Source organism: Cuniculiplasma divulgatum, assembly GCF_900083515.1.
GTDB classification, from domain to species: domain Archaea; phylum Thermoplasmatota; class Thermoplasmata; order Thermoplasmatales; family Thermoplasmataceae; genus Cuniculiplasma; species Cuniculiplasma divulgatum.
On the sequence record NZ_LT671858.1, the window covers coordinates 1,564,759 to 1,590,514 of the forward strand.

19 protein-coding genes are annotated in these 25,756 nt (G+C 37.9%); 4 read left to right on the forward strand and 15 right to left on the reverse strand.

Features of this window, described 5'->3' with window-relative positions; translation table 11 throughout:
- Nucleotides 1-3 precede the first annotated feature (3 nt).
- From cas4g/cas1g to cas3g, 5 genes are read right to left on the reverse strand one after another with little or no spacing between them, the layout of a single operon-like run.
- Entirely contained in the window at nt 4-1,692 is a 1,689-nt protein-coding gene (gene cas4g/cas1g / locus CSP5_RS07790; RefSeq protein ID WP_148690063.1) for a CRISPR-associated endonuclease Cas4g/Cas1g, read from the reverse strand.
- Nucleotides 1,679-3,139, reverse strand: a complete 1,461-nt coding sequence (gene csb2, locus CSP5_RS07795) for a type I-G CRISPR-associated protein Csb2 (RefSeq protein ID WP_021790459.1) — start codon at nt 3,137-3,139, stop codon at nt 1,679-1,681. Before csb2 ends, cas4g/cas1g begins: the two co-directional genes overlap by 14 nt.
- 10 nt (nt 3,140-3,149) lie before the next feature.
- Nucleotides 3,150-4,211: a type I-G CRISPR-associated RAMP protein Csb1/Cas7g gene (gene cas7g, locus CSP5_RS07800; protein WP_021790458.1), complete on the reverse strand. Its 1,062-nt coding sequence runs from the start codon at nt 4,209-4,211 to the stop codon at nt 3,150-3,152.
- Nucleotides 4,201-6,570: a type I-G CRISPR-associated protein Cas8g1/Csx17 gene (gene cas8g1 / locus CSP5_RS07805; RefSeq protein WP_021790457.1), complete on the reverse strand. Its 2,370-nt coding sequence runs from the start codon at nt 6,568-6,570 to the stop codon at nt 4,201-4,203. The genes cas7g and cas8g1 overlap by 11 nt, the downstream gene beginning before the upstream one ends.
- Nucleotides 6,570-9,059, reverse strand: a complete 2,490-nt coding sequence (cas3g, locus tag CSP5_RS07810) for a type I-G CRISPR-associated helicase/endonuclease Cas3g (protein WP_172399443.1) — start codon at nt 9,057-9,059, stop codon at nt 6,570-6,572. The genes cas8g1 and cas3g overlap by 1 nt, the downstream gene beginning before the upstream one ends.
- 161 nt (nt 9,060-9,220) lie before the next feature.
- Here cas3g and CSP5_RS07815 point away from each other — a divergent pair, with 161 nt between their 5' ends.
- From CSP5_RS07815 to CSP5_RS07825, 3 genes are all read left to right on the forward strand, one after another.
- Nucleotides 9,221-10,225: a TrmB family transcriptional regulator gene (locus CSP5_RS07815; protein WP_148690064.1), complete on the forward strand. Its 1,005-nt coding sequence runs from the start codon at nt 9,221-9,223 to the stop codon at nt 10,223-10,225.
- A gap of 247 nt (nt 10,226-10,472) precedes the next feature.
- A complete protein-coding gene (gene malA / locus CSP5_RS07820) occupies nt 10,473-12,377 on the forward strand; it encodes an alpha-glucosidase MalA (RefSeq protein ID WP_148690065.1) in 1,905 nt (634 codons plus the stop codon).
- Nucleotides 12,370-14,220: an alpha-amylase family glycosyl hydrolase gene (locus CSP5_RS07825; RefSeq protein ID WP_148690066.1), complete on the forward strand. Its 1,851-nt coding sequence runs from the start codon at nt 12,370-12,372 to the stop codon at nt 14,218-14,220. The genes malA and CSP5_RS07825 overlap by 8 nt, the downstream gene beginning before the upstream one ends.
- Nucleotides 14,221-14,271: 51 nt before the next feature.
- Here the strand turns inward: CSP5_RS07825 and CSP5_RS07830 are convergent, their stop codons facing one another.
- From CSP5_RS07830 to CSP5_RS07845, 4 genes are all read right to left on the reverse strand, one after another.
- On the reverse strand, nt 14,272-15,393 hold the full coding sequence (locus CSP5_RS07830; RefSeq protein WP_148690067.1) for an ABC transporter ATP-binding protein: 1,122 nt from the start codon (nt 15,391-15,393) through the stop codon (nt 14,272-14,274).
- A 92-nt stretch (nt 15,394-15,485) separates the two neighbouring features.
- Nucleotides 15,486-16,403, reverse strand: a complete 918-nt coding sequence (locus tag CSP5_RS07835) for a sugar ABC transporter permease (RefSeq protein ID WP_241869811.1) — start codon at nt 16,401-16,403, stop codon at nt 15,486-15,488.
- Between the two features lie 9 nt (nt 16,404-16,412).
- Nucleotides 16,413-17,318 (reverse strand): carbohydrate ABC transporter permease, encoded by a 906-nt coding sequence (locus tag CSP5_RS07840; protein WP_021790450.1) that lies wholly within the window; start codon nt 17,316-17,318, stop codon nt 16,413-16,415.
- 37 nt (nt 17,319-17,355) lie between these two features.
- Nucleotides 17,356-18,852, reverse strand: a complete 1,497-nt coding sequence (locus CSP5_RS07845) for a sugar ABC transporter substrate-binding protein (protein ID WP_077076889.1) — start codon at nt 18,850-18,852, stop codon at nt 17,356-17,358.
- Between the two features lie 178 nt (nt 18,853-19,030).
- Here CSP5_RS07845 and CSP5_RS07850 point away from each other — a divergent pair, with 178 nt between their 5' ends.
- On the forward strand, nt 19,031-20,311 hold the full coding sequence (locus CSP5_RS07850) for an MFS transporter (protein ID WP_172399444.1): 1,281 nt from the start codon (nt 19,031-19,033) through the stop codon (nt 20,309-20,311).
- A 44-nt stretch (nt 20,312-20,355) separates the two neighbouring features.
- Here CSP5_RS07850 and bgaS read toward each other — a convergent pair whose 3' ends face one another.
- From bgaS to CSP5_RS07880, 6 genes are all read right to left on the reverse strand, one after another.
- Nucleotides 20,356-21,801 carry a beta-galactosidase BgaS gene (gene bgaS / locus CSP5_RS07855; protein ID WP_148690069.1) on the reverse strand — a complete coding sequence of 482 codons (1,446 nt, stop codon included), beginning with the start codon at nt 21,799-21,801 and terminating at the stop codon, nt 20,356-20,358.
- An 80-nt stretch (nt 21,802-21,881) separates the two neighbouring features.
- Nucleotides 21,882-22,982, reverse strand: coding sequence for a DUF1648 domain-containing protein (locus CSP5_RS07860; protein WP_148690070.1), 1,101 nt, complete (start codon nt 22,980-22,982; stop codon nt 21,882-21,884).
- Between the two features lie 4 nt (nt 22,983-22,986).
- The gene (locus CSP5_RS07865) at nt 22,987-23,457 is read right to left on the reverse strand and encodes a GntR family transcriptional regulator (RefSeq protein WP_148690071.1); all 471 of its coding nucleotides are present in this window, start codon (nt 23,455-23,457) and stop codon (nt 22,987-22,989) included.
- Nucleotides 23,458-23,563: 106 nt separating this feature from the next.
- On the reverse strand, nt 23,564-24,673 hold the full coding sequence (locus tag CSP5_RS07870) for an electron transfer flavoprotein subunit alpha/FixB family protein (RefSeq protein WP_148690072.1): 1,110 nt from the start codon (nt 24,671-24,673) through the stop codon (nt 23,564-23,566).
- Between the two features lies 1 nt (nt 24,674).
- Nucleotides 24,675-25,484, reverse strand: a complete 810-nt coding sequence (locus CSP5_RS07875; RefSeq protein ID WP_241869812.1) for an electron transfer flavoprotein subunit beta/FixA family protein — start codon at nt 25,482-25,484, stop codon at nt 24,675-24,677.
- A complete protein-coding gene (locus CSP5_RS07880; RefSeq protein WP_021790441.1) occupies nt 25,481-25,756 on the reverse strand; it encodes a ferredoxin family protein in 276 nt (91 codons plus the stop codon). Before CSP5_RS07880 ends, CSP5_RS07875 begins: the two co-directional genes overlap by 4 nt.

A 25,756-nucleotide genomic window follows, 5' to 3' on the forward strand; every position in this document is an offset into this window, starting at 1 on the left:
GTTTCACCTGGTTGTAAAAACTGGATAATGTTTTATTTCCCCGTTTAGGTACCTAGCAAGCATTCTTGCCTGAACCTCAAAAACTCTTCTATAGCTAACAGAATATTTGAACAGTGGATGACTGATTAGGTCATCAAGCCTTCTTTCATATGCCCTTATTGTTTTTTTCCTCCCATTAGATGTTAAGGCAACTGAATTCCCCCTCCGAATAAAGTCATCCTTGTTTATTTCGTTGCTATTAAGTGCTGTAATTACAACAGAGTCACAGATTATTGGTCTGAACTCTTCCATCAAATCCAATGCAAGTGCAGGTTTTCCATATTTTGGTTTATGTAAAAATCCCAGATAAGGATCAAATCCAACAGTTGCTGCAATAATAGTCATGTCCTTTGCAAGAATAGAGTATAGATAAGAAAGAATTGCGTTTACTGGATCCTTCGGTGGTCTCCTATTTCTGCTATTAAAATTGAAATCTGCATGATTTTCAGAACTCTTTAACATTTTAGTGAAATTACTGAAATAAATTCTGGCAGCAAGTCCCTCTATTCCCAATAGTTCACCCAAATTCTTCGATGTTAAAATTTTTCTTGAGAGTTCACTTAAATTTTCAAGTGTTTCAGATTTGATATCCTTTCCGTTTCTTCTAAGCATTGTTCTAGAATTCTTTATTTTTCCTGTAATGAATCCTTTTGCAATTTCTAGTGACTTTTCATTCTGCGATGCTGTATCGAACTGTTTTATTCTGAGATCTATATTGTTGCCAGAGATTCCATTTGTCATACCTGTAAACCATCCACCTGATGAAAAATAGCATATAGGAATGTTCCTGTTACATAGCTCTTTTATTGCCTGCGTTGAAATCTGGACATTGCCAAATATGGACACACTTGAAATTTCCATTATTCTGTAACTTCCGATTGTTACATTATCCTTTTTGGCTACCAGTTCCTCTCCCTTTTTAGATATATAAGCTCCCTGTTCCCCTACATAGAATGGATAACTATCCGATCTTGCTGGAAATAATCTCCTTATTTCATCTCCCGATTTTTCAGATTTTTCCATTTTTAAGGAAAGTGTTTCATCTGGCAGGCAGATTGAAACTAAGGAGCATTTAATGCACTTTGGACTATCTACTAGTGGATCAGGTATAATTTTTTTAGTTTTAAGATCTCTTGCCTGTTTTATAATATTTTTTGCCCACTCAATTGTAGCATCATCTATTTTGAGATTTATTTTTTTATTAGATTCTGCATAATATACTGTGGCCTCGCTGCATTTGTAACCGTTTTCAATAAGTATCATTGCTTGGACGGTCACTTGTAATTTATCTGAATCCCAAATTCCACCATTGCTTTCGTTCGGTCTCCCTTTTTTATATTCCACAGGCCTGACCTCTCCTCCATTTCCTTCGATCAGATCAATCTTTGCAACTATTTGTTCGATCTCGGAGGATAATGTAACTGATGTTGCATGTATTCTATCATTTGCATTGCTAAATTGGTCGGAATCTGGTAATTCACCACTCTCTTTATCAACTCTCTGGTGTTTAATTCTTCCCTCTATTGTGTCAGAAGAATCTTCGAAATATCCCTCTACGTATTCAAGATAAAATAATCTAGGACAGTATACAAATTCATTTATCATTCTGAGGGGTATGTAGTCTATATTTTCCTCTTCATTACTCCCTGTCACCTTCCATTACCTCCTTAACCGGCATGAATGTACCAAGTCCAAAATGGGCTCCATATCCTACAGAGAAAGGGCCAGGAACATAATCTTCAAAAACAACTTCAAATCCGTATCCCAGATTAACTGGATCATTTTTTCTATTTCTTCTAAAATCTAGCCAGTAATAACTGTGACCATTTTTTGATGATTTATTTAGAAGCTTAAATGATACTGGTTTTGGTAATCCATGATTTGCAAATTCATGGTTCAGTTCATTGCATAACCACTGATAATAATCACCCCTTCCTTTTCTATAATGCCTTGTTAATACCACAGGGGTGATACTTTTGAATCTTTTTGATTTCTGTATGACACTTATTTCGTTATCTTCGCCCCACTCTTCCGGAATGAGTTTAATATCTGGTCTTCCATTTGATTGCCAGATGGATCTTGTGCGATCGAGCGCGAGCAGTTCCTTCTGTGTGAAATATTCTTTGTTTCTTATTAATATATGACTTATTCGTCCATTATTATTCAGATCAAGGGGAAGGATAAAAATATGCCTATGGCCCTTAGAAATAGAACCATCAGGATTTATTCCGCTTAAATTTACTGATCTACCATTATTAGACATTTTTCCATAAATGCCATTAATTTTCTTATGTATTCTTTCTGCTATGATTAATGAATCTGTTGCCATTGGTGGAACCTTGGAATCTATTGAATAAAGAAAATTTTTAACTTTAAGTCTTCCTGCCAACGACTTTTTGCTTTTGTCTTCTTTTATTTCTGGATTTTCAATTAAGTAATATGTAAATTCCAATGCATATGGCGAACTTATTCCCTTATAAATTATATCAGAAGTTTTAAGCATTAGTGCATCAAACCACTCAGTTTTTTCATATTTATAATTTTTTTTCGCGATTGGAATTGCAACCTTGACTTTTTCCTTGTTACCATCAAAGTAATTTAAATCTTGTAAAGGCTCAACATTTATTTTGTCTCCAAATTCTTTAAAATCCTTTAGAGTTTCAATTTTAACCCATGAATCGCTTCTGCCCAGGTAATTTATTAGTGATAATATCTCTTCCAATTTTTGCACTTCTATTTCTGTAAATTCTACGTTCTTCCAGATAACATATATTTGATCCTCAGGATTGATACTTATAAAGCCATCATATATAAGCTGCTTTTTAGTGATCTCTTTTGAATTTTGACTCATATAACTGAGTATTACTCCTTCAGTGAACCTGGGTGTACTAAATAGCGGAGGGTTTTCAGATAATTTTTCAATTATCGTTTGCAGGATATCAATATCCCAGGATGGGCGCTTTCTAAGCCATGAATCAATGATTGCTCTTACTATTCTATACGGCGATGGAGGGAATTCTGGGATGCCCTCATTGACGTTTCTCCCCCAGGGGGTAGAATGGTATCTACCTGATAATAGTGTTATTTTGAAGGCTATCATAAAGCATCATTTATTCATCTTCTAATGTATCATCTTCATTTTCTTTATCTATATTCTCCTCGCTATTATTTGGCTTTTCCCCCTCTTTTTTCCATTTTGCCTTGACCTGCAGTTTTGTAACAGGAGGAGTGCTGAAACTATGTTCACATTTTTTGATGAGGTCGCTGAGGATTTCCATTATTTCTTTTTCCTCTGGAAATTCTACATATTCGTCTTTTTCTATATTAAATACAATATTGCTATCAACCATCAGATCGCATGCAGTCCTAAGTCTGAGAGAACTGTCAAGAAATTTTCTTATCTTCAACATACAGAGAAAGAACACCAACTTTGTCTCATTCTCTCCAAGCTCATAACTTTTCAGAAGAGACGTATCTATATTGAAATAGGCATTTATACTCTCTGCAGTAAACTCAGTCCTGTGATAGGGTACGTTTCCATACACATCTTTTGTAATTTCATTTGTCCTCAGTTTTCCTGTTGGGTCTATTGGATTATTTTTAACCCCTCCAGTGGAAACTTCCCTTATATTTTCAGCTTCTATAAAAGAGCTTAGAATTCTTGGTAGTTTTAACCTGCCATCTTCAAGATTTGCCATAAAAACTCCGTGAATTAAGGAATTAACATCGTATTTAAAGACTGCCTTTGCCACCTTTTTCCAGTTCATAGGCTGACCTTTGAAATACGAGGCTTCCTTCTTTAATTCTTCCCTGAAGTTTTTATCTGATATTATGTAAGGCGAGTTCATTCTATGTGCCTCGATGAGAGATGATGTAAATTTTAACTCTCCATCAGCTGACAGTTCAGATACTATATATGAAATTCCCTTCAGACTTTCTATCACATTGTATCCATCTGCACCAATTATAGTTGATTCGAGCCGATTGGCCATGGATTGGGCGCTTTCTACTAGAACCATCCTTGTTCCGTCTGGTCTTTGAAACTCAGCTGCACCTATTTCTGGAAACCCTGTTGGCTGAAACCTATCACCTTGTGTTGGCTTGAGCTTAACATCCATTAACAGCCTTGGCTCTTCAATCAATATTTTATAATCGAATTTTTTATTTATCATTGACCTCAACTTTCCTTAAAACCATACTCTTTAACTCCTTAAAATCTTTTTCCCTTAATGGAAATAGTAGAGAAGCCACATACCTTTTATCCATAGGCTTATCATTATCTATCTTTATAGGAAATACGTTTTGTTTCAACATCTGAATATTCACCAATCTAAATGTTTCTCTAGATTTGCCGGATAAGAGCAGATTTATCAGATTCCTGTCTGGATTAAAACTAACCTTTGAGTTTTGAGAAAATTGCTCCGGAGAAAGATATAGCCTTACCAATGCCCAGAGCCTATCTATTGGATAATCAAAGGATGAGTTTATTGAAATATAGTCATTCATTTCCATTATGTTTTGTGATGACTTGTTATCGTCCCATCTAATTAATGAAAATGCAAACAATAGTTCTTCAATGCATCTTTCATCTATTTCGCCATTTATAAATTTCATCACATCATTAAGACTTAATTTGATCCTAGAAAAGAAGGGGAAAGTAGAATTTTTGTTTGATTGAGCCTCGGTCAATCTCTTTATTAGTGTATTTATCAATTTTTCTGTAAGGTTAGCTCCAGTCCACGAAAACTGACCTATATTATCATCCCATTTTCTGTCATCCTGAAGACTTGTCCCTTCAATATTTGACCGAAATGAACCAACCTTTTCTGTTCTCCCTATTGAAGAAAGGGAAAGAGCTATCCTAAACTCGCTACTCTTATCATCGGATTTATTTATCCAGTTTGTACTCAGTCCAAACAATGGCCTGAGTTTCTGCCCTCCCTTATTTTCATATTTACCCCTAACTCTGGAAAAAGACATTTCTGCCCTTCCAATGGCCCTTAGCAATCGTACAGCAGTTAGAGGATTCCCGTTATTTAGAAGATCATATGTGGATTCATACATATTTCTTTTTATGGATTCATATATTTGAGGCAGGGTTTTTCCCGTCCCCTGAATTACTTTCAGATTTTGTTCAAATGTCCGATATACTAAGTCCAGATCTTCAATTAAATTTACATATTTGCTATATTTAACTCTATGCAGGCCAGATGGCAACGCTATATATGACTGACCCCTTCTTACAAGAAAACAATATCTCAGGAATCCAGTTATGCCCCTATCCACTCCTAGGGAATTTATGGCTTGAAAGAAGTCCAGTCCCTTTTTCACAACTTTTCCCCTCAAGGCTACCCTTCCTTCCTTGAATAGCGACTTTAGTTCGTCCGCGTATGCATAGTTATTCCATATTGGTGCCCATATTTCCAACGATTTCTTGAAATCCGAAACGTTTGAAGACTCATATCCGTAAGGAGAGTATGAGACAGTGAATGGTGTAACGATTTTTGTTTCTCTAATGGCATTCCTTCTTCCTATGGAATTGCTCCAGATAAGAATTCCTTCCATCATAAGAATAATGTCCCATGGATTTATTTTAACGATTTTTGTTTCTATTTCATTACCCTGATTGAAACCTCCAGCTTTTCCTGGATCAAATTTACCAACGGCCGATTCCTGTAATTTATCGGTTAAGTCTCCAAATAGTGAATTTCTCAGTAATTCAGTACTTGAATTTGTCTTGTTTACAAACACCTTAGTTAGAGAAGCTATAAACAGACTTGAGTAATCCAACCTACCTTCATTTCCACCGCTACCAGACAACGGAGGGAAAACAGGTTTCCCTTCTGCGTTGACGAGTATGGATGCATCGATCCACTCTAGATACCTTTCATTTATAGTATCCCTTAATTTTGTCACAATTTTACTTTTGTATTCATCCCTCATAATTTGATAAAAATCATTATTCAATTTTCCAATCTCTTTAATTTCTGACTTTAACTTAGAATTTCCAACCGCACTTAAAGTTTCTATGCTCTCTTTATCTATTTTGTCTGAATTCTCTAATTCTGTAATTATTTTCCCCTTAAGTTTCTTTATCTTTTCTATTTCCTTGTTTTTCCCTTTCTCAGTGAACTTTTCAATTAAGTCCTCTAGAGTTAGGGGTGAACCAAAAATCTCTGGAAATGATTTTCCAAGTGTTTCTTTAATCAACTTGTAGGTAGAAATGAAGTCACAAAATCTTTTATCTCCGAGATTTAAAATTTTATTTATGTTTTCTTTTGCTTCAGAGTCATTAGGATAAAAGCCACTTCCACCGTTCCAAGGAGACATTATTGGGGACGGGCTATATTCTTCTGAAAAAAATCTAATTAATTCATCTTGCTCACACTTAGTTTTTATTACTAAGTGATTATTCTCCCACTTGCACATTACTTCTTCATCTTTCTGCTCAGAAAGTATTTTGAATATGCCCAAAGCTTTTAAGTAGGAACTGAGGGGCTCTGTCTGACAGCCATATAATTTATGTTCCATTATAAACCACCACTTGCCCTTTGATCTGCAGCCCTCAATAGAGATTCCAAATAAGCTAACCTAAAAATGCCTATTTCTTTATCTTTAACCATATTTAAAACGGTCTGTACCCAGCTTTTTTTCATAGATTCTGAGCCCAGTTCCATTAAATCCAGATCTAGAATGACATTATTAATTGTAACGTTAGGGAGATTTACTTTTTTTATTTTATCTCCATCCCATACACCCTTTGCAAATCTTATTTTCTCATCTGTAGGTATTTTTTCTCCTGGCATAGACCTGATAGATGTCCTAATTTTTCCGTGATGAGATAGTGCAAGAAAAATTGCAATAGGGTCGACTCCATTTTGAATCGCTATTAGAGCTGAGGCTAGCTCATGACGGAAGTACTTTCTTCCACCTTCTGGATGGTTTATCCATTTATCATAGGGAGCTTTTGCTATCTGGTTTTCTTCGATCTCTTTTGGAACCCCTTCAAGTTTATTAATTTTTGATTGAAATGCTGGATGTGCCTTGCCTACATCATGCCATAGGGCTCCCTTTAGAAGAGCATCCTCAAATTTTTTCGAATTTTGAGGAATACCTATAACCTTTACTATATCACGACATTTGTTGACTACTTCTTCCGTATGCTCGTAAATTGACTTCCATGGAAATTGTGACGGATTATCGTCATTAAAACTACATGTTTCTCTTGTGTTTCCTGAACTTTGATTTTTTGCAACAATAGGAACCTCGTTTTTATCTTTTAGAGACCAGCCCATCACCTCAGAATAATGCCCCTTTTTTGAGTCTAGCATCACTATCTGGCCATGATATAGCCTTTCTCCCTTCATGAGCATGTTCCATCCTCCATTTATCCAGTCCCATTTATACAATCTTTCATCCTTAGAATTTTTCAATAGTTCATTTAACTCGTTTAGTGGAACAGGGCAAAGTTCATCCCTTTCCGGTAAATTCTCCTTTTTTAAATTTTCCCGATCTAAATCACGCCAGAAAACTGAAACATGCCTTTCGTCAGAATTTCTTACAAATCTTGAGATATCTATATCATAATCGGTTAGATCGGGTGATGTGTCAAATAGTTCTAAAATATCTTTTCTTCTAAGGGATCCATCATTTCTGATTTCAAAGTCAAAACCGTTAATACCTGATAATGAGAACTGTTTTCCATCGATCTCCTTAAGGAATTTTCTGGACTTCTCAATTTCTATTGTTTCATATGGGGCTGACATAGTTCTACCTTTCTTATCAACAGGATCAACCCAGAAAATATCTGACTGATCATATTCTCCAGATCGGTTACATCTTCCAAATCTCTGTACAAGTGATTGCAAGGGTGCAATTTCTGTGAACAAAGTTCTGCATGAAATATCAACCCCTGCTTCAATTACCTGAGTTGTTATTATTATACTGTCGTTGCTTTCGATATCATTTACTATTTTTTGAATAATTTTTTCTTTATCCACTGGCCTAAATTGTGAGTGCAAAAGCAAAATATCAGGTACCCTTATGTGTTCTGTATTTCTTCGTTTGGATAATAATTTCTGAATGTTTTGGAATAAAGTTTTGGCTCTTTCCACGGTATTTACTATTACAATGGTTCTAGAGTCTGTCTTGTGATTTTCAATTATTTCTATTGCAAGTTCATAACTTTCTAATGCATTATTCTTTGAAGCCGTCACCATTTTAGTTGAATTTATTATTTTATTTATTTTTATATTTTCTTTGTCATCCTTGGACAGTGTTAATATTTCTTCATCTGATATATTCCCTTTAAAGTCCACAGTGTAAAACCACTGCTTGTTTAAGGTAGCGCTCATCCATATTGAGTGGGCTTCCTTGATCATTCCAAAATAATTTCTATGAGAATCTAGTTGAATGCTTGTAGTTAATCCTGAACCCATTAGTTGAATTTCGTCTAACACCCACAGAGTGTCATTATTCAATAATCCAAACTGGATTGGCCATCTATATCTGCTTATTCCATATCCCCTGTTCAGAGCTCTAGACAGCAGCATATCCTGTGTTCCTACTATTATCATATTACTTTCTGGAAAAATATCCCATGGAATGGTCTCTTCTCCTCCCATTAGTGTAACTACGGAAATTTTCCCCTTTTTCGTGAAATCCGGGGTGTATTTAATTATCTTTGAATGATTTATCTTGTCCAATTCTAATTCTCCGGAAAGAAGACCTAAATTATTTAACCATAATATTGCACTGTCTCTTGTTTGCTCTACTATAACCCTCATCGGAAGAGCGTAAACTAACCTCCTCGGAGTAGCATTTCTTGAGTTCTCTTCCTGATAAAACCTCCTCCAAACCCATCCTATTACTATGTTGGCAGTCTTTCCAAGACCTGTTGGAACATTGATCCACTGATATAAGTTTTTACTTTTAGCAAAATTGGACTGATATGGATATGGTTGATTCCCAGTGGCTCTCTGAAAAAAACTTTCATACTCTTCGTTTAAATTATAATCCATGATAAGGACTGATAAACTGAACTGTATATTTAGTTTTTTACAGACAACAATTACAAATATCCAACACATAGAGCTTTGATTTTATTAAAACAATTACTTCAAATAGGATGTGTAGGATGAAACATTAAATACGGACAAACGCATTATTATAGGGTATCCCCATGGGCTCAGAACTTTTTGACATACTGAAGGATTTTGGTCTTACTGATTACGAGTCAAGGGTGATGGAATCTTTACTTCTCAACGATTCACTCACACCTGGAGAAATAGTCTCCATATCTGGAATACCTCAACCGAGGGTTTACGATGTTCTTGGCAAATTAAAGGAAAAGGGTATGGTTGACGAAAGCCCAGGGAAGAAAAAGATGTACAGGGCAAGGGACATTGAGGCATCTCTGGGCATGAGGGTGAAGGAACTTAACACAGGCATAGGCAGAATAAAGAAAATAGTGCAAAAAACTAGAACAGTGAATTCCAGTTCTAAGCCATACCTGTGGCTCATGGAGACGGAAAAGGTAATCATAAATGAGATGAGAAAGAGAATTGACAGCGCAAGGGATGAGATCATAATATCCTGCAGCAAGACCAGGCTGATCAGAATGAGAGAGAACCTTATAAATGCCATTTCAAGGGGAGTTACCGTTGCAATTGTTATATTTCCAGAACTTGACAAAAAGCTGCTCGATGATTTCAGGGGTGCCATAATCAAGGTAAGAAATGGTATGACTTCAGAGGTGCTCATAACAGACAGGTCAATGGCCATAATCAGCGTCGGCAAGACAATGGAAATGAAGGATTATGCACTGCTGAATGAAGAAGATGAGATAATTCACATAACAGGATACTTCTTTTATCACACAATTTGGGAACCATCAAGTATCTATTCAGCACCTGAGACCCTTTCAAAGCACACTTTCAGAACCACCTGGCTTCTTTGTGATGCACTGAATATGACTTACAGGGTATCAGATGGAATAAGGTGTCGGCTGAGTGGGTGGAGAAATGGAAAGGAGATAACCGTAAATGGCATCATTAACAGAGTAGAGATAGTAAATGGACTTAAACATTCTATTTACATACAAACTGGAAAGAAGACATACTCCGTTGGCGGAAAGACTGCAAGGGAAGAGGACATTGCCATGAAGGAGATAGAGATACTGAGCTGATCAATTGTAAATTTTTTTGGCTCCCACATAGATTTATCATCCATAAATGAACACTAACACGATCATGATTTTTTGAATTTTGTTTATCCTGCGAAAATAATACTACTTTGAGTTGTCTGTTTTACTTAATATAAATTATTATTATATTATATATAATAGCATTATAAGTAAGCATTTTCACGCACTTTGCAATGATTTAGATTAAATTTTTAAAAAGAATTATATCCCCAATATGACTTAGCCTTTAATGGATATAAAAAGCTGGTCAAACAGCGCTTATTTCAGGTATAATATAAATAATAATGAACCACTTGTTTCCTTCAATGATGATTCTGAAAAACCGGTGGAACAGAATCTGAAGGATTTTGGTATCGAGATCAGGGAGAATCCAGATGAACTTCTTCTCCTGATTCCACTTCCGCTCAATGCCCACATACTTGGACTTGGAGAAAGGGCAATTGGCATGGACAGGAAGAGGAAGAAACTCATATCGAAGAACAGGGATCCAGGAGGATACGGCAGAAATAATGATCCATTATACATTTCAATACCATTCTACTTTCAGGTTGTTGATGGAAAGCCCATGGGTGTATTCGTAAACTATCCAGGAGAGATCATATTTGATTTCGGAGTGGAGGTATACAACAAAACAAAGATCACAGTTAAGTCCAATTCTGTTGAATTCTTCATATTTACGGGCGGCACACCGGAAGAAATATTAAAATCCTATTCCAGCCTGACTGGGAAAACATTTCTTCCACCAAAATGGAGCATTGGGCATGCAATCTCCAGATATACCTACTATCCCTCAGATGTTGCAGTTGATGTAGTTAAGAGATACAGAGATTTTCTACCCGTTGAATCCATATATCTGGATATTCACTACATGGAGGACTACAAGCTATTCACATGGAATAATGAACGATTTGGAGATGGTTCAGATTTTATAAAGAGGATTCATGAAATGGGTGTGAAGGTTATTCCCATTGTTGATCCATCAATCAAGGCAGAGCAGAATTATGATATTTTCAGGAGAGGCTTAGGATCATACGTGGAGGATAGCAACAGGGACATATACACAGATAAGATGTGGCCAGGAAAATCTGTATTTCCAGATTTCATAAACAGGAATGGCCAGAATTTCTGGAAGGGTGAAGTCAGATCTTGGATGAAGCAGGGTGTGGATGGCATCTGGCTTGATATGAATGAACCCACAATTCTCACAGAGGATCACATGTTCGATCCGGAATCACTCCACAGGATGGATGATGGGAAAATGATTCAACATAGGAAGGTAAGGAATGCATATCCATATTTTCAATCAAGGGCAACCTACGAGGCAATGGAAGAGTCAGGAAAAGACCCATTCATACTCAGCAGGTCAGGGTACTCCGGCATACAGAAATATGCAGCCATCTGGACAGGAGATAACATGTCCACATGGGATGATGTGAAATTGCAGATTTCCATAGTTACCAATCTCTCAATTTCGGGTGTTGCGGTTGTGGGCTGTGATCTTGGGGGTTTCTTCGGGAGCAGCTCACCAGAACTCATAGCTGCATACTACAGGATGGCCCTTCTCTTCCCACTGTACAGAAACCATAAATCAATGGATGGCAATGATCAGGAGGTGTTTCTTTTGTCAAACAGGTCAAAGACCGACATTGAGACCAGTGTGCATTTAAGATATGACTTTCTTGATCAGATTTACAGTGTAATATATCTGTCACATAAGCTTGGTACTCCAACTGTTTCCCCGGTCTCATTCCAGAACTTCAGGGATAATGAAAGCTTCTTCATTGAGGATGAATACTATCTTGGTGATAACATCATTTATGCACCCCAGATATACGAAAATACCACAGAAAGAACTGTTTATCTGCCAGAAGGAAGATGGTACGACTTCGAGAAGGAGATAATGCTGGACGGCAGCTGTTACTTCAGGACAGAAAATAATTACCCCATATATGTAAAGGATAACTCATGCTTCCTCTTCAGAGGTGAAGCTGTTGTAATTGGATCTGGCAAATTCACCCTGTTCTTCAACGACAGGAAATATGAGATCACAGCTGAATCAGGAAGTGTTAAGGTTTCACCAGAAGGGCTGAAGGCAAAGATTATAAAAGGCAGGAAAAATACAGATCATGAGTGAATCTGGGATTCATAAACAGATCTTATTCTCCTTACCCTTTGAGGAAGGTGAAGAATCATGCTATCTGAAGGGTAGCTTTAACTGCAATGGTGATGGAAGTGTTGAACTCCAGAAAACTGATGATGGCAGGAATTGGGAAGTTACTTTGAAACTCCTGCCTGGAACATATAACTTTTTTTATTCGGTAAATCAGTACAACCTCTTCAACGAACACAGGGAAAGAATAAAAAAACCTGTGACTCTCCATATAAAACAGGAATACTTCTTTCACGATCCAGATTCTTCCCGCTTTTTTTCCAGAAATGGTGGCTTTTTTGTAATAAGATGCATAACACCTCCCGATGTTCTGAGTGTGAAAATTGAACAGGTTGGGAGCAGGAAGAAAAATAATGATTTCAAATTCAGGTCCAGCGATTACAATCTCTTTGAATTTATAAGCAGGACTGATGGAAAGTATATTTTTTATGACGACCATGGAAATAGATACGGACCTTTTACTCCGCCTGCTAGGGATGAGGCAAATAAATCATCGAATATTATATATCAGATATTCCCCGATAGATTCAACAGGAAGGGTTCACCAGATGCCGAATTCACAAAATGGGGTGAACCTCCAGAGAGAAATTCATTCTTTGGAGGTAACATAGAGGGGATTATAGAAAAGATACCATATCTAGCAGATCTCGGTGTGGATCATCTTTACCTCACTCCTTTCTACAGTTCCAGGAGTAATCACCGTTATGATATAGATGATTATTTCTCCGTAGACCGCAGATTTGGAACCCTTGACCAGCTAACCACTTTATCCAAAAAATTACAGGAAGATAAAATTTCAATGATCCTTGATATGGTTTTCAACCACACATCCATATATTTTCCACAGTTTGTAAGAGAACTCAGGGAAAAGTTACCCCACGATCAGAGCTGGTACAAATTCATAAAGGATACAGATGAAGGAATGAGGATAAGATGGCCTGTAAAAGATGGAAAAACAGATGCGTTCTATGAATCTTTCTTTGATAATGGAGGCATGCCCAAGCTGAATCACAGAAACGAATCCGTGAAGAAATTTATGCTTGACGTGATGAAATTTTATGCAGAAAGATTAAATATTTCATTTTTAAGATATGATGTTGCTGATTCGATAAATCTGAATAGCATAGGTGAGATATTCATGAAGTTCAAGGGAAAATTTCCTGAAATAGGCCATATTGCTGAAGTTTGGTGCGTTTCTGATATATTCTTTCGCAAAGGATTATACACATCATCCATGAACTATGGATTGCGAAAACTGATCATTTCCCTTATGAATAAGGAAATTAGTCCTAACAGAATGAACAGCGAACTCCTGAATATGAGATTTATACTTGGGGATGATGTATACGGAAAGATGATGAACATCATTGATTCTCATGATACACCCAGAATAAGGACCATCCTTGGAAGCGAGAAACTTGCCATGGCAGCCTATGGAATAATCATGATAATGGATGGAATGCCAAGCATATATTACGGTGATGAGCTATCAATGGAAGGTGGTCCTGATCCTGACTGCAGGCGTACGATGGAGTGGGAAAAGGTTGGAAGTGAATTCTATCTGAAATTCAGGGAATTGGTAAAAATCAGAAAGGAAAATCCTGCTGCCTACAACGGGATAATAAGATTTAGCAGGGATAAAAAAGGACTGATTAACATAACGAAGTATTCTATAGATCAAAAAATAGAAATGAATCTGAATCTTGGTGACAGTGAGATTAAAACAGAAGAAAAGAAGTCCTTGAATTCAATAGATGAAAAATCAACATCCATTAGCCCAGAAGCATTCTCCATTCATTTTTATTGAAGATATTGACTTTCCAACATAGTTCGATTAATGGGTATTGTTTTAGATAATTTAGTTGACTGCCTTAGGCATATCTTCTTCCTGATATTTCTTCCTTCCGTATCTATATATCAGACTGCCGGTATTTGTTTCAAACAGGTATATGGATTTTGGATCAATTACAACCATGGACCTGTCACCCAGTGCAAGCTTTGAACTTACAACATCCTGCCTTACTATGTTATCACCATGTTGTGTTTTGAAATATTCATATATACTCTTTCCCAGATTCTGAATCAGGTTCAACTCAACAGCGATACCATCATCACCAAGCTGTACATCCTCAGGCCTCATCCCGACCATGACGTCCCTGGGAGTCTCTCTTTCTGTATGAATATCTGGCATTTCTACGGCGAAATCTTCAACCGTCAGGTATGTTTTTCCATCCTTCACTGTGATCTCCCCCGGAATCATATTCATTGCAGGATCTCCAAGGAAGGTTGCTGAAAATGTATTCACCGGCAATGTGTACAGATCATTTGGATTTCCCATCTGAACTATTTTTCCTCCATTCATGAGGCATGCCCTGTCAGCAAGTGTTGTTGCCTCCACCTGATCATGGGTTACATACACAGTTGTTGTGTTGAATTCCCTCTGTAACCTCTTCAATTCCACCCTCATCTGTCCCCTAAGTTTAGCATCCAGATTGCTTAAAGGTTCATCCATTAAAAACAAACTTGGTTCTCTTACCAGAGATCTTGCAAGTGCAACTCTCTGTTTCTGTCCACCAGATATTTCCCCTGGCTTCCTGTCCATAAGTTCCATGATACCGAGTTTCATTCCAATTTCTTCCACTTTTTGATCCATTTCAGATTTTGGCATTTTAAGAATTTTCAGTGGAAAAAGTATATTGTCCTTCACTGTCATAAAAGGGTAAAGTGCATAATTCTGGAAGACCATGGATATGTTTCTTAGCTTTGGTGGAAAGTTTGTGATTTCTCTCTCATCAAGAAATATATGACCACTATCCACTGTTTCTAGACCGGCAATCATTCTCAGTGTTGTTGTCTTTCCACAACCGCTTGGCCCCAGTATTACAAAGAATTCACCTTCCTTTACCTCTAGACTGACTCCAAGTACACCAACGTTCTTCTTGAATATCCTCACAACGTCCTGTAAAACAAGTTTCTCCATGCATTATCCATTAGTGATGTCATTTAACTTATATCAGTTTTTCGAAAAAGTGACTATTTTAAGTAGTAAAAATAATGTTTAAAATTAAATATTTACTTGTATGTGGACAGGCTGAATCCCGATACAAGATATCTCTGGAACACAAAGAATAGTATGAATATTGGTATTCCCATTAGAACCGCAAATGCTGAATAAGTACCGTAATTTATCACTATATCTCCCTGGGAAACGTAATAAAGCCCGATTGCCATAGTGTAGAGGCTCTTTGATGTGATAAACTGCCCGGCCAGTGCATAATCGGTGTATGGACCCATGAATGCTATTAGCATTGCAAATATGATTACAGGCTTTGACATGGGTACAAGTATCCTGAACAGGGCAGATCTTCTACTTAATCCGTCTATTTGGGCTGCTTCCTCATAATCCTTAGGCAGATTGTCCACGTAATTCTTTATGAGATAGGATGAATAGATCAGTGCCCCTGCGGAATATGGTATTATCAGACCGATATATGAGTCAAGAAGATGGAGCTGTGCAAACATGAAGTAATATGGTATTACCATCATTGTGAATGGAAACAGTGTGAGTATGAGAAGCATGTACAGGAAAGCATGTTTTAAGGGTATATTGAACCTTGAAAGTGCCAGTCCGGAGGTTATTGAAAGCATAACTCCGATAATTGTTGAAACACCAGTTAATATCAGCGTGTTTTTTAGCCACAGGAAGAACGGATGATGATACAGTATGTTGATATAATTGGCAAGACTGGAATGGGCAGTTGGTAGCAGATCACTCAGACTTGCCTCGGCTAGTGATCCTATACTGTTAAGAGATGTAATAAATACATAGTATATTGGAAAGACTGCAAATATTGCGAATATGATCAGCACTATGTGAGAAATTATCCTTTTTACAATCTTCATTCTTCTGTAGTAATTGTTCATCCTGTAAACATTTTCCAAGCTATTTTCAGTCATTGTCTTATTTTTATTTGAAAATTTATTTTCCATCTTTTCACCTCAGTCCAGAATGGTCATCATCTTCGTGTAATGATTTGCAACAACCACGAAAACAAGCAGTATGACTATAGATATTACAGCGTATGCGGCACCGAGTGCGTAGTTGGAATAGGAAAATGCCTGAAGATATGAGTATGTGATAAGTATCTCCGTTGATATGCCAGGACCTCCACCAGTCAAAAGGAATGGTACGTAGAAGTTGTTCCATGTAAATATGAAACCGAAAATTGTTATGAATGCAATCTGTCTCCTTAGTAAGGGTAAAGTTACGCTTGTCAGTGTTCTCAGAGACCCATAGCCGTTAACCTCTGCAGCCTCATATAATTCCTGTGGTATGCTCTGAACAGCAGAAGTGTAAACGAATGTGTAATATGGAAATGAAAGCCAGAAATTAACAAGGATCAGCGATATCATTGCATATTTTGGGGATGTCAGCCAGTCTAGAGATTTAAATCCCATTACGTTAAGAACCTCATTTGCGACTCCTCCAGTATATGCAAGCATATTTGACCATACCAGTATTGTAATGAATGCTGGAAATGCCCATGGAAAAAGATACATTGTTCTGTAGATGGTCTTTCCTCTCATCTTTTTCTGATTCATAATGAGAGCCAGAGCAAATCCCGCAGGAACCATTACCACTGTGCTCCCAATGCTCCAAACTAGCGTATTCCCAATGACAGTCCATAGATCGGAACTTGTGAACACATAAATAAAATTAGCAAGACCTACAAACCCGAAATTGAAGAAGTGTGCAGAATTAAAATCTGTAAGAGAGTAGTAAACACTCTCGAAAATTGGATAAAAATCCAGAAACACAAGAACAATTATTGCCGGTAAAATATAAACTATGCTTCTGTACTCTACCTTCTTTTTTTTCACCTTATAATCATCTGTTTCAACCATATTACTCACTCTAAAAATTAAAAAATTAGGGTTTGAATTATTTTTTCTTTCTTCTTACGTATACAACGCTAGCAGCTGCTGCTACTATTATTACCACAGCTACTATTGCCAGTATATCATAGAGGCTTATGCTTATGGATGTTGGTTTTGCTGAAAGCTCGTTGATTTCATTAACAACGGCTCTCTGGAAATCGTTCATGGTCTGTGAAACATTGTTTGTTCCATTATCATAAAGGTTTCCAACATATGTATGGAAGTTTGGCCAGTAATAATTCATATTTACGAATCCTGGCTGAGGCATTGTATGGTTTTCCTGATCAAGCCAGCCCTTTATGAGGGGATCATTGTTGCTGTGTGCCGTTATATAGTTTCCAGCAGCTATGGATGAGGGGAAATCTCCTGCCTTGTCAAACAGATGGATCTGTGCCGTGGTGTTTGTAAGCATCTCAATGAATTTCAGGGATGCCCATATCTGTGAGGATGTTATTCCACTTGCCTGAGGTGATGATATGAAATATCCTACTGATCCCCATATGGGTGTTGGCCATAGGCCAGTTGCGTTGTTAAATGGCAGTGCAGTAACGTGAAGATTTGAACCAAGGTATTGGGTGTATGTGCTCTGATCCCATGGTCCATCTATCATGAAGGCGCTTTGGTTGTCTTCAAACAGATTATACTGCTGTGTCATTGTTGTTAATCCGGTTGGACTTACGTGATATTTGTATGTTAGATTATAGAGGAATGATACTGCTTTAATGTCCCCTGTAGAATTAAGAACAGGCATCTGCTTTGAGTTGAATAATGTTCCTCCAAAGGCCGGGAACCACGCTGCAGACCTGTATCCTGAATCTGTACCGAGGCCATATGCAAGCCCCCAGACCTTTGTTGCTGATCCAGATGGATTTAATGTTGTATTATGGGTGACATTCAACGCATCCTGAATCATCTGGTATACTGTTTTTGGTGCTGTTTTTACAAATTTACTGTTGTAGTAAAGACCAACACCGTTTGTGTTAACAGGTATACCATACAGAGAGTTGTTTGCGCTCCACGCGGTTATTGTACCAGGGCTGAAGCTTTTAATATATGTACTATTCAGATACTTGTTCAATGCAAGAACTGTTCCCTCAGCATAAAGAACACCGGCGTTATCGCTGCTGTCCCTGTAGATATCCGGAGCTTTTCCTGCATGAGCAGCACTTGTGTAAGTTGTAGAAGCTATACCAACGGCAGGACTATCATCAACTGTCACGTTTGGATATACCTGCTCAAAATAGGCAAGTGTGCTGTTAAAAACCTCTTCTTCTCCTCCCGGGGAACCTGATCCCCAAACAGTTATTGTTACATGATTCCCAGATGATGCACTGGGAGTTACCACACCTGACGAGCCTAATGTTGGGTGATCATATACCGTCACAAATGCAGTCAGTACAAAAATTCCCACAACCATTAAAACTGAAAGAACCTTGAGTTTATTCCTCACGGAAGTTCCAGTTATTTTTTTCCGTTTTAATTTAATATTATTATTTGCCATAATAACATCTCCCGTAGATATTAAAAAGACCATTGATAAACTTTTCTTATTTCCATACTATTTTAAGTAGTGAATTTATAGACAGACTTTATCACCGTGAAATACATGGTTTGAAAAATTCAGGTTATACTAAGAAAAGTCTGAATATTGAATTAATAAAGCTATGGGAGTGAAGTCGATGAAAACCAAGGCGAACAGATCTTATATTTACAGGAAGATCAGGGATTATACAGTTTCATCAGATGATATCATAAAGACAACTGCGAATCTATCAGTAACAGATGGACTTTTCTGGTCCATATATTCAAGCCTTACAACACCCTTTGTAATACCTCTTTCCATATTTCTACTGGGACAGAGTGCTCCTGTTGGTTACATTACAGGTTTCCCAGTCCTTGTAGTACCTCTTGCACAGTATCTTTCCAGATATTTTTCCAGGAAGGTGAAGGATTTGAAGAAACTTACTGTTTATACAACCCTTCTGGATAGACTGTTATGGCTTCCTGTTGTGTTTCTTGTATTTGTCCATGGACTTCTCCTGACATATTTACTTCTTATAATCCTGCTTTCAGCAAGGACATTCTTTGCATCATTTAGTGGAACAACCTGGACACTGTGGGTACCCGGCGTCATACCTGCAAGAAAAAGATCAAGCTACTTTGCATTCAGGAATTTTGTAATGAAGGTATTTTCGCTGGTAGGATATGCCCTGGCCCTTGGAATCTTCCTCGGAATAACAGATGAGGAAATTGCATTCATCGTTGTTTTCCTTTCAGGTGCACTAATATTCTCATCAGTTTCCCTTTTCATAATGACCAGAATTAGTCCATATTCCATACCCGATTCTGAAAGAACAACTACGAGAAAAAAATGGACCAGAACATTCAGCTATTTTGTCATATTCTCACTGGTATGGAACCTGGGATACAGCATGGTCATGCCATATTTCCAGCTATATCTTGTTTCTCCTCAGTACCTTAACCAGAGCGAGAGTTTCTATACGATCGTGTATGTTGTAATTGCCGTTTCTTTCATAGCCTCACAGATATTCTGGGGAAAACTTGCAAATAAGCTTGGAAATTTCAAGGTTATCCTCATTAATTCTTTTATTATTATCCTCTCTGCCCTGCTAATACCGTTTATTCATAGTCCTTCACTCATTTTTATACCATCCATATTATATGGAGTAGGGCAGTCTGGACTTACCCTGTCTATGTTCAATGAAATGCTGGGAAGATCAGAATCCTCAAGAATAAATTCCATATCAATGTACAATCTGGTTCAGTCTATATCCGTGGGACTGGGTCCTATTTTTGCAAATTTTCTCATTGAGATATTTGACGTTGACATACATTTCATCTTTGAGGTATCTATAGGATTCATGTTCTCTTCCATACTTTACTTCGTCCTAAGCGATCTCAGGATCAAAAAAATAGATAAAGAATTGTCATTAGATTGATTTAAGAAGTGTGATTGATGTTTTCAGTTACATGGTTAAGCCATTCAGTAAAACCTTTCACCAAGCCATTCCAGTTCCTCTGGAACGCCTGATTTTTTAGATATCTCCCTGAAGACCAGTGCACTTGGTCTAATAGATCTCTTCTTTGTTCTGTAATCCACCCTGAGAAGTCCGAACTTCTTGCTGAAACCACTGGACCATTCAAAATTGTCTGTCAGTGACCAGTGAAGATAACCTTCCACCCCTGCACCATCCTTAATTGCCCTTTCTATCATCTTCATATGGGATATAAGAAAACCTGGTCTATACCTGTCCATATCGTCTGCTATTCCGTTCTCCGTTACCATCATTGGCAGGCTGTATCTTTCTTGATAACCCATGAGAACGTCGTATAGTCCCTGAGGATATATCTCCCAGCCCATCTCTGAAACCACCCTACCATCCTTTGATTTTTCGTAGCCACTGCATAAGAAACCATATCCATCAATGGCTTCAAAACCACTCTCAATCCTCCTGACGACATACCTGCTATAATAATTGACACCTATCCAGTCCAGCCTGTTTTCAAGATCTTTCCTGAAAACGTTCTTCTCTGGCCATCTACTGTTTTCCTCCATATTCTTTGTGCTGAATGTTTTTCCAGATTTGATCGAATCTATGAATGAATAACGATTTCTCCATGTTACCTCCTCTACAAGCTCAGGATCACTATTCTCCAGAGATTCTATATGCTCGTTGGCATAAATGACACCTATTCTCTTCCTGCTGATGGTTCTTATGCAGTCATATGCCCTTGCATGGGCTTCTATAAAGAATTTCATTTTTGAATAATATTTCTTTTCTGAGTTGTTATTACCGCCTGAGAAGACGACATTTGGCTCATTCATTGTGGAGTATACATCCACCAGATCATCAAATGAATATGCTGCAAAAGCTGCAAATTTTGCGAATTCAATAACTGACTTCTCACTGAAAAAATTTCCAAGATTATTGCCTTTTGAGATTTCTCTCTTCCTTGGATCGTTTATCCATAGAGGCATGCTCCAGTGAAATAAATTCAGTATCATGTAGAAATTCCTGTCTTTAAGATCCATGAATATTTCTCTGTATTTTTTAACAGCATCCATATTGCATATTTTTTTCAGACTTTCGAGATCGCTCTTTTCTATTGTTATACCCGTAATATTGTCTCCGTCTCTGTCAATTCTAACTTTTACCCCTTCAGTTGATGTGGGAAATATCCTTGACCACTCAATTCCAATTCTTGTCGAATTCATTCCTATATTTACTGCCGTTTCGTGATCCTTCCTGAAAAGGTCCCAGTATGCCGCACCATTCTCAGGAAAATCACCTGATACCACTCCATTTTTTATATTGTACTCATCGTGGCACCACTGGTACCAGTCACTGTTCTCATCCTTTCCTGACAATCCCATTTCAGACTGAAACCCTGCGAGGGAAAAACCGAATCTGAACCCTTTTGGAAGCATGTATGATCATGTTTTCCCTATATTTACTGGTTATCCTGTTACTTAAACCCCAAAAAATTCAGGTGTTTAGTACTCTTCAGTTACTGCCTAAGAAGTATTAACAGAACGGTGAGTGTAATTGGTACTCCAATTATTATGATAAGAATAAGCCATGACCACTTGTTGGAGAAGTTGAATGTATATCCGACACCGTATCTTTTTGGAACAAGGATTTTGCTATCCTCTTTATTATGGTAAACAAGTCCACCAGCCCACTCTTTGTCGTCATCGACAGTATTGCCCTTATCGGGAGATTCCTCCAGATTCCTATACATTTTCCAGCCAGTTTGACCTGAACTTGCAGCAAACCAGAACACCAGAGGAAGAATCAATATTACCGGAAGGGTAAGGATGGCGACATATGATGAGGAAATAACGTTCCAGATAATAAGTGAACTGAGAAATAGTGTTGCCAGAATGATCATGTTTATTCCAATAAGCAGCTTGACCATTCGTGCATTGAATCCCTTCATCTGAATGGACGACTTTCTTGGTTGCGCATTGTTGCTTCCTGATCTTGTCCTATTAATTGCATAGGAGATACCCTCCAGAAGAACGGTGAGTGGGATGGCAGTGAATACGAGAAGTGAAAATACAGAGAAGATAGATTTTGTTTCATACTCGTTGGGTTTGCCATTCAGGCCGAAATGTGTTGCAAACCTGTTTGGAATGGCAGGATAGTGAAGTATTCCTGTAATGATGAAAATAATCAGTTCTATCCATGGGAGTGCGTACCAGACAGCACCCACCTTCATACTTGATTTTGAAATATAAGCTGATACTGTACTGTTTTTATTATTCTCCTCTCCTGCACTGGATTTCAACTCCTTTGTAGACATCCTGAAATGAAAATACACTAAAGTTAGAGGTATAATTTCAGCAATTGGGAAAAGAGAGGCAATTATTGCTGATGTATATACTGAAAGTATCAATGCCAGCACAAGGAATAAAACTGATATTAGAAGATCGTAAATGACATTCCTTTTTTTCATTCCATTAATTACTGGAACAAAGTTCTGGTAATCCATTAACCTGACTCCAAATATGAGTTCAGGTCTGGTGAAATATGGATTAAATGCAAAGAATAATCCTATGAAAAGGACCACCGGAATGAAGATTGAAAGAGTTAGGAAAGAAAACATTTGATCACCTCTTTTGTTCCACTATTTCCTCAATTAGCTCATTAATTCTTTGCCTTACCTGGTCCACTGAATACCCCTTTGATATTGACTCCAGTAGAAGATTTTTCATCTGCATTTCCCACATACTGTCCATCTTCCTTTCCTTACTTTCCATTATTTCATTTACGATAATGCGCTTCCTCCGATCCTGAAATATGTATTCCTCCATTTCCAGATACCCGTAGGCCTTATTCACCGTATGATAATTGATTCCAAGGATGGATGAAAGCTCCCTCGAGGATGGCAGCCTATCCCCTTTTTTCAATATTCCCATGGCAATGTTCTTAACAATGTCATTATATATCTGTTTATAAATCGGTTCTGGCGATGATAGATCTATGGTTATCCTGAAATCTTCATTTTCATTATACATATCCTTCACCCCGGATCTGTACTCTTTCCTGTTTCCAAATTTTTCATTCACAGATTCTGGCAACTTAAATCACTCTGATATAGAATATGTATAACACGTATTTAAATACTGTTGTTTAGAAAATACTGCAAAATAATAAAAAATAGAATATTTCAGTTTTTTTAAATGACTATTCCTTACTTTCCGGACTTACTTCTTTCTTCTCTTCTTCCTTTGAACTCTTACTTATTTTTTTATCGGGTGTTGATAATTCAGCCTTCTTTTTTCTTATGGCATCAGTAAGTTTTGGAAGAACTTCGTAAAGATCTGCGTTGATTATATAATCAGATATACTGTTAATCTCTGCCTCAGGATCAGTGTTTATTGAAACTATATTCTCGCTTAGCTTCATTCCCATAAGATGCTGTGCCTTACCTGAAATACCGCAGGCAATGTACAGTTTAGGCCTGACGGACTGCCCTGTCTGCCCAACCTGATGATCCTTTCCGATCCATCCCATATCAACTGTTGGCCTAGAAGCGCCGACATATGCACCAATCTCATCTGCCAGTTCCTGTATAAGCTTGAATCCAGAAGCTTTTCCCAGTCCCAGACCTCCACTCACTATGTATTTTGCAGAAGTGAGATCAACAGTGGTCTTTGGCCTGAAATCTACTACCTCTTTCTTTAGATATTCCTTCTTTATTTTTGCCTTCCTAACCTCACTTTCATATTTGGTATCTTTGTTTCTTTCAGGTACTGGGAATATTCCTGGCCTTGCAGTTGCCATCTGTGGTCTGTGGCTTCTGCACAGAATTTCTGCAAGTGTGCTCTCCCCATAGGTTGGCCTTCTTGCCTGAAGGATTCTTCCATTAGGGTCCACATCCAGTTCTGTACAGTCTGCAGTCACACCTGTTCTTGATCTAACTGCAATTCTTGACGCAAGATCTCTCCCATTCCTTGTTGCAGGAATCAGAAGTATATTTGGCTTCAGTTCCTGTATAAGGTCACTGAGCAGTGTTGCATATGGAATTGTTCTGAAATCTTTCAGATCCGGAGATTCGTAACCGATCACCCTGTCACATCCATACTCCCCTGCCTCCTTAACCATGGTACCTACTTTTTCACCAAATGTTATGCCTATGAGAATCTCATTTACCTTGTGGGCCATGCTTGCGCCAACAGAGATCATCTCAAGACCTGGTTTCTTTATCTTTCCATCTCTCGCCTCAAGGAATACCATCACATTCTTATAATCGTCAAGATTTTCCGGCTTCTCAGCATTGATTAAACCTACCATATCATTCACCTCCGAATTTGAGAATTTCCTTTGATACAAGCTCGTCAACAAACTTATCCATTTCATCAACTCCGAACTTCTTTCCCTCTCTCTTCTTCTCATTTATTGTTCTCATTGACTTGACAATGGTTGGCGATCCCTTTAGACCAACCCACTCTGGCTTAAGATTTATATCTGCAAGTGTCCATGTTTCAATACCTTTCTTCAGTGCATCTATCTTCATCCTGAGGGTTGCTTCCCTGGGTATATTGGCATTGGTAAGTACTGTTATGAGGCATGGTGGTTCCATCTTAACAGTCTCAACGCCATCCTCAAGCTGCCTCTCTGCAAACACTGAACCATCCTCAACCCATGAGTTTGATGTGTATGATGCCTGCTCAATGCCAAGGAATTCGGCCACACCAGGTCCCACATGTCCTGTTGATGAGTCCGTGGATTCCTCCCCTGCATAAATGATGTTAAACTTTCCAATCTTTGTAATGGTTGCAGCAAGTGTCAGACCTGTAGGATAGGTATCTGCACCTGCAAACGCTCTATCTGTAACCAGGATTGCCCTGTCAACCCCTCTTGCCATGCAGTCCAGAAGGGCAGTTTCTGCAAAGGGTGGACCCATGGTTATAACTGTGATATGGGTTTCAGGATTTTTATCCTTTATGAGGAGAGCCTGTTCCACTGCATTTTCATCTGCTGGATTTATTACATTCCTTGCTGCACCCCTGTTGAGAGTGAATGTAACAGGATCTATAACGACCTCTGAACTGTCAGGTACCTGTTTTATCATAACTATTATTTCCAGTGCCATTTTGATCATCCGTATTTGTATTTTACCCCATGACCGCCCTTTGTGTTTGTCCACAGGACGCTTCCGTGGGAACATGCAATATCACAGGTCCCGCATTCTACACAGTCCTCATACTTGAAATTCAACTGACCTTCTATGAGCGTATAGCATTTTGCAGGGCATGCAAATGTGCAGAAATGGTCCGGGCACACTGCACAGATATCATGGTTCACTGTGATATGCTCATAGGACTTGTCAATCTTGTAATTCAACAACGATAATCTGTCTTCTATTTTTGTCAT

Bases quoted from the DNA above. Each gene is read 5' to 3' on its own strand.
- cas7g (WP_021790458.1), bottom strand. From the start codon at position 4,211: ATGATAAATAAAAAATTCGATTATAAAATATTGATTGAAGAGCCAAGG.
- CSP5_RS07860 (WP_148690070.1), bottom strand. From the start codon at position 22,982: ATGTTTTCTTTCCTAACTCTTTCAATCTTCATTCCGGTGGTCCTTTTC.
- CSP5_RS07835 (WP_241869811.1), bottom strand. From the start codon at position 16,403: ATGGAAAATAAATTTTCAAATAAAAATAAGACAATGACTGAAAATAGC.
- CSP5_RS07830 (WP_148690067.1), bottom strand. From the start codon at position 15,393: ATGGAGAAACTTGTTTTACAGGACGTTGTGAGGATATTCAAGAAGAAC.
- CSP5_RS07870 (WP_148690072.1), bottom strand. From the start codon at position 24,673: ATGGTAGGTTTAATCAATGCTGAGAAGCCGGAAAATCTTGACGATTAT.
- malA (WP_148690065.1), top strand. From the start codon at position 10,473: ATGGATATAAAAAGCTGGTCAAACAGCGCTTATTTCAGGTATAATATA.
- CSP5_RS07815 (WP_148690064.1), top strand. From the start codon at position 9,221: ATGGGCTCAGAACTTTTTGACATACTGAAGGATTTTGGTCTTACTGAT.
- cas3g (WP_172399443.1), bottom strand. From the start codon at position 9,059: ATGGATTATAATTTAAACGAAGAGTATGAAAGTTTTTTTCAGAGAGCC.
- CSP5_RS07825 (WP_148690066.1), top strand. From the start codon at position 12,370: ATGAGTGAATCTGGGATTCATAAACAGATCTTATTCTCCTTACCCTTT.
- CSP5_RS07845 (WP_077076889.1), bottom strand. From the start codon at position 18,852: ATGGCAAATAATAATATTAAATTAAAACGGAAAAAAATAACTGGAACT.
- CSP5_RS07880 (WP_021790441.1), bottom strand. From the start codon at position 25,756: ATGACAAAAATAGAAGACAGATTATCGTTGTTGAATTACAAGATTGAC.
- CSP5_RS07850 (WP_172399444.1), top strand. From the start codon at position 19,031: ATGAAAACCAAGGCGAACAGATCTTATATTTACAGGAAGATCAGGGAT.
- cas8g1 (WP_021790457.1), bottom strand. From the start codon at position 6,570: ATGGAACATAAATTATATGGCTGTCAGACAGAGCCCCTCAGTTCCTAC.
- csb2 (WP_021790459.1), bottom strand. From the start codon at position 3,139: ATGATAGCCTTCAAAATAACACTATTATCAGGTAGATACCATTCTACC.
- CSP5_RS07875 (WP_241869812.1), bottom strand. From the start codon at position 25,484: ATGATCAAAATGGCACTGGAAATAATAGTTATGATAAAACAGGTACCT.
- CSP5_RS07840 (WP_021790450.1), bottom strand. From the start codon at position 17,318: ATGGTTGAAACAGATGATTATAAGGTGAAAAAAAAGAAGGTAGAGTAC.
- bgaS (WP_148690069.1), bottom strand. From the start codon at position 21,801: ATGCTTCCAAAAGGGTTCAGATTCGGTTTTTCCCTCGCAGGGTTTCAG.